The organism is Asanoa siamensis, assembly GCF_016862555.1.
Lineage (GTDB): Bacteria > Actinomycetota > Actinomycetes > Mycobacteriales > Micromonosporaceae > Asanoa > Asanoa siamensis.
This window is the reverse complement of the sequence record NZ_BONE01000176.1, coordinates 1-3,511: the sequence shown is the minus strand read 5'-3', so window position 1 is coordinate 3,511 and position 3,511 is coordinate 1. Positions and strand designations below refer to the sequence as shown.

The 3,511-nt window shown below is 67.3% G+C and carries 2 protein-coding genes; both read left to right on the top strand.

Annotated elements, in window-relative coordinates:
* Nucleotides 1–43: 43 nt before the first annotated feature.
* The gene (locus Asi02nite_RS41000) at nt 44–388 is read left to right on the top strand and encodes a MarR family winged helix-turn-helix transcriptional regulator (RefSeq protein ID WP_275410450.1); all 345 of its coding nucleotides are present in this window, start codon (nt 44–46) and stop codon (nt 386–388) included.
* Between the two features lie 102 nt (nt 389–490).
* Nucleotides 491–3,301, top strand: a complete 2,811-nt coding sequence (locus tag Asi02nite_RS40995) for an AfsR/SARP family transcriptional regulator (protein WP_505606706.1) — start codon at nt 491–493, stop codon at nt 3,299–3,301.
* Nucleotides 3,302–3,511 lie beyond the last annotated feature (210 nt).

Genomic DNA, 3,511 nt, shown 5'->3' with positions numbered 1-3,511 from the left:
TGTTAGGAACTCTTAATAGAGGACAACCTCCTCGGCCGGCGGGATCAGGCGCCGGCCGCCGTACGAGGCCAGCCCCTCCGAACTGGCCGAGCGCCTAGGTCTCACCCGAGGAGCGCTGTCGGCCCGGCTACGCCCCATGGAGAACGACGGACTGATCGTGCGTGGCATCGAGCCAGCCGACCGACGCCGGGTGTGGGTGCGGCTCACTCCCGCCGGCGACGCCGTATTCGAGCGGCACGCCACTATGGAGAGCGACGGCGAAGCCAGCCTCCTCTCGGCCCCTGACGCCATCGAGCGTCAGACGCTCGCTGGCCTGCTCCGCAAGTTGTTGCTCGCGGCTGACCAACGTGACCTCGGCGATCACGCCAAGCAGGACGGGAAAGCATGAAAGGGAAATGAAGGTGGTCTGTGGTTTGGTCTGGACGGTCAAAGTTGGCCGCGTCGATCCATCCGCGCAGTCGAGTTAGGACTCCGCCGGTGCGCGGCCGGGATGGATACGGGTTGCATGTTGAGACAGTCCGACGACGACCGCTGTCTTGGTGGCGGGCTACAGGTCCAGGTACTTGGTTCTCTGCAGGTTCGGGTCAACGGCTTCCCCACAGTTGTCAAAGCGCGTCGACTCCGGGAGTTGCTCGCCGTCCTGGCGATGAACAACAGACACGCCGTTGCGCCGGAGCGACTGGCCGCCAGGATCTGGGGCGAGGACCTGCCGAGCGACGGCCGCCGCAGCGTGCAGGTGTACGTGACGCGGTTGCGCGCACTCCTGGGCACCGGCGCTATCGATACCGAACCAGACGGCTACCGGCTGGTGGCAGAACACGTCGACGCGCTGCGGTTCACAGAGATGCTGGACGACGCGTCCGCCATGCCCGAGCCCGGCAAAGAACGTGTCGCGATCGGTGAAGCCCTCGCCCTGTGGCGTGGCAGTCCGTTCGAGGGGTTGCACGCCCCATGGCTGGAGCACGTGGAGGGTCCTCGACTGGTCGGACGTTACCTCGCTGCGATGGAACGGCGCATCGATCTCGACCTCGCGGCGGGTCTGGACAGCGCCGTGGTGGATGATCTACGCCAGCTTATCGCGCGGCATCCTTTGGGCGAGCGTCCCTGGGCGCAGTTGATGACGGCGCTGTACCGGTGCGGGCAGCGCGCCGAGGCCCTTGCCGTCTACCAAAGGTTGTACCGGTTGTTCGCCGACGAACTCGGTATAGCTCCGAGCGCCGCGATCCGGGAGTTGCATCAGCGGATCCTGGTCGGCAAGCAGATGCCAGCCCCGACGCCGACCGACAGTGTGCCGGTTCCACGGCAGCTGCCCGCGCCGGTGGGTCCGCTCGCGGGGCGGTCGAAGAGCCTCGGCCAGCTCAACAGCATGGTGAGTGAGGTGGACCGGGCCGCGAGGACAGCAGTGGTCACCGGCGGCGCCGGCGTAGGCAAGACGACGCTGGCGGTGCACTGGGCACACGAGGTGGCGCCTCAGTTTCCCGATGGACAACTCTATGTCGACCTGCGCGGGTTCGCCCCGGCGGGCCAGGCAGTTCCCCCGGAGAACGTGGTCCGCGGCTTCCTGGAGGCGTTGGGCATTGTCCCGGCGTACGTGCCGACCGGCCTTTCCGCTCAGGTCGGCCTCTTTCGAAGCCTCCTCGCTGGAAAACGGATACTGATCCTGCTCGACAACGCCGTCGATGCCGAACAGGTGCGTCCGCTACTGCCCGGCGCGCCGGGCAGCGCCGCGGTGGTCACCAGTCGCGAGGAGATGCCTGAGCTGGTGGCCGAGGGAGCTGAATCGGTCACGCTGGACGTCCTTTCCGCCGCTGAATCGAGCGAGCTGCTCGCCATGCGGCTGGGGGGCGACCTGATCGCGGCTGAGCCTGAGGTGGCGGTCCGGGTGGCTACGATCTGTGCCGGACTGCCGCTCGCACTCGCCATCGTCACGGCCCGCGCCAAGGGCCCGCGGCATTCGACATTGACCGCCCTCGCCGACGAGCTCGGGCAATTTCACACCAGCCTCGACGCGCTCGCGAGCCCGGACGCCGCGACTGACATCCGTGTCGTGTTCTCCTGGTCCTACGGTCGACTCAGCACGGCTGCGAAGCAGCTGTTCCGGTTACTGAGCATGCTTCCGGACACGGGGGTGAAGGGGGCGGCGAGCCTTTGCGGAGTCCCTCTCGCGGAGGCGCGGCACTCGCTTGCCGAGCTCCGTCGAGCCCACCTCCTCGAAGAGCACCTGCCCGGCCGGTACTCCTACCATGAACTGCTGCGAGCCTATGCCGGCGAGCTTTCGCGCGAACACGACTCCGCGGAGGACCGGCAGCGTGCTCGGCGCCGCATCCTGGACTATCACTTGAGCTCCGCAGGCCATGCCGCCATGTTGGTCGAGCCGCTTCGAGACTCGATAGCCCTGGCAGCGCCTGGGCCGGGCGTCTCCACCGAGCGGTTCGCATGCCGGAAAGATGCCCTTGCCTGGTTCGACGTGGAGCGCTCAGCTTTGTTGAGTGCCGTTGAGCTGGCCTGCGACAGTGGATTCGACAGGCACGTCTGGCAGCTTGCCTGGTCCTTGGAGACTTATCTTCAATGGCAGGGACGCTGGCAGGAGCGCGTGGCAACACTGAGGACCGCGCTCGCCGCGACCAGGCGGATCGGCGATCAAGCTGAACAGGCTAGAGTGCACCGCTGTCTTGGTCTCGCGTACTCCAAGCTCGAGGATTACCCGCGGGCGCACACCCACCTACGTGACGCGCTGAGTCTGTACGTCCGCACGCACGACCGGCTGGGCCAGGTCCATGCACACGAGACGCTGTCCACTGTGCTCGAGCGGCAGGGCGATCACCGAGCCGCGCTCGAGCACGTCCAGCGCGCACTGCAGCTCTACCCCCCTAACGGCTCGACGTCCGTTCTCGGTCGACTGCTCAACTCCGCGGGCTGGTGTCTTGCCCAGCTCGGCGAGCTGGAGGAGGCGTTGGCAAGCTGCGAGCGGGCCGTGGCCTTGGCGATGGAGGCGAACGACCAGAACTCGCAGGCAGCGACATGGGACAGCCTCGGATTCGTGCGACACCAGATGCGTGAGTACGGCCTCGCCTTGGCCGCCTTCCAGCAGGCGCTGGCCATTCGAAGAGCCATCGGGCACCTGGAGGGTGCGGCCAACACCCTTGCGCGGATCGGCGAAACGTTGCACGACGCCGGGCAACACGCGGCGGCCCGCGCATCGTGGAACGAGGCCCTCGACATTCTGGACGACATCGGTCCCACCGGCGCACAAGCTCTGCGTCAGCGGTTGGCGCGTGAGCGCGGCCCGACGCGCCCCTGATGCAGGTGCCGACGCTGCTGAAGCTGGCCTGAAGCGCGGTTGTGACATCGTGCTCGCTGAGCAGGTCGGTGTAACCCCGTACGCTGACGGCTCACGGGTCGGGCTCGTCCCGTCAGGGTCGAGCCCGACCTACTTCGGTCAGCTATGCGCCGTTCCAGTCGCCGACGATCGGCACCACACCCGCGTTCACGGGGCCCCACACGAAGCCCG

What these genes read in the sequence shown, in the direction of transcription:
- Asi02nite_RS40995 (WP_505606706.1), top strand. Translation starts at nt 491, where the DNA reads ATGGATACGGGTTGCATGTTGAGACAGTCCGACGACGACCGCTGTCTT.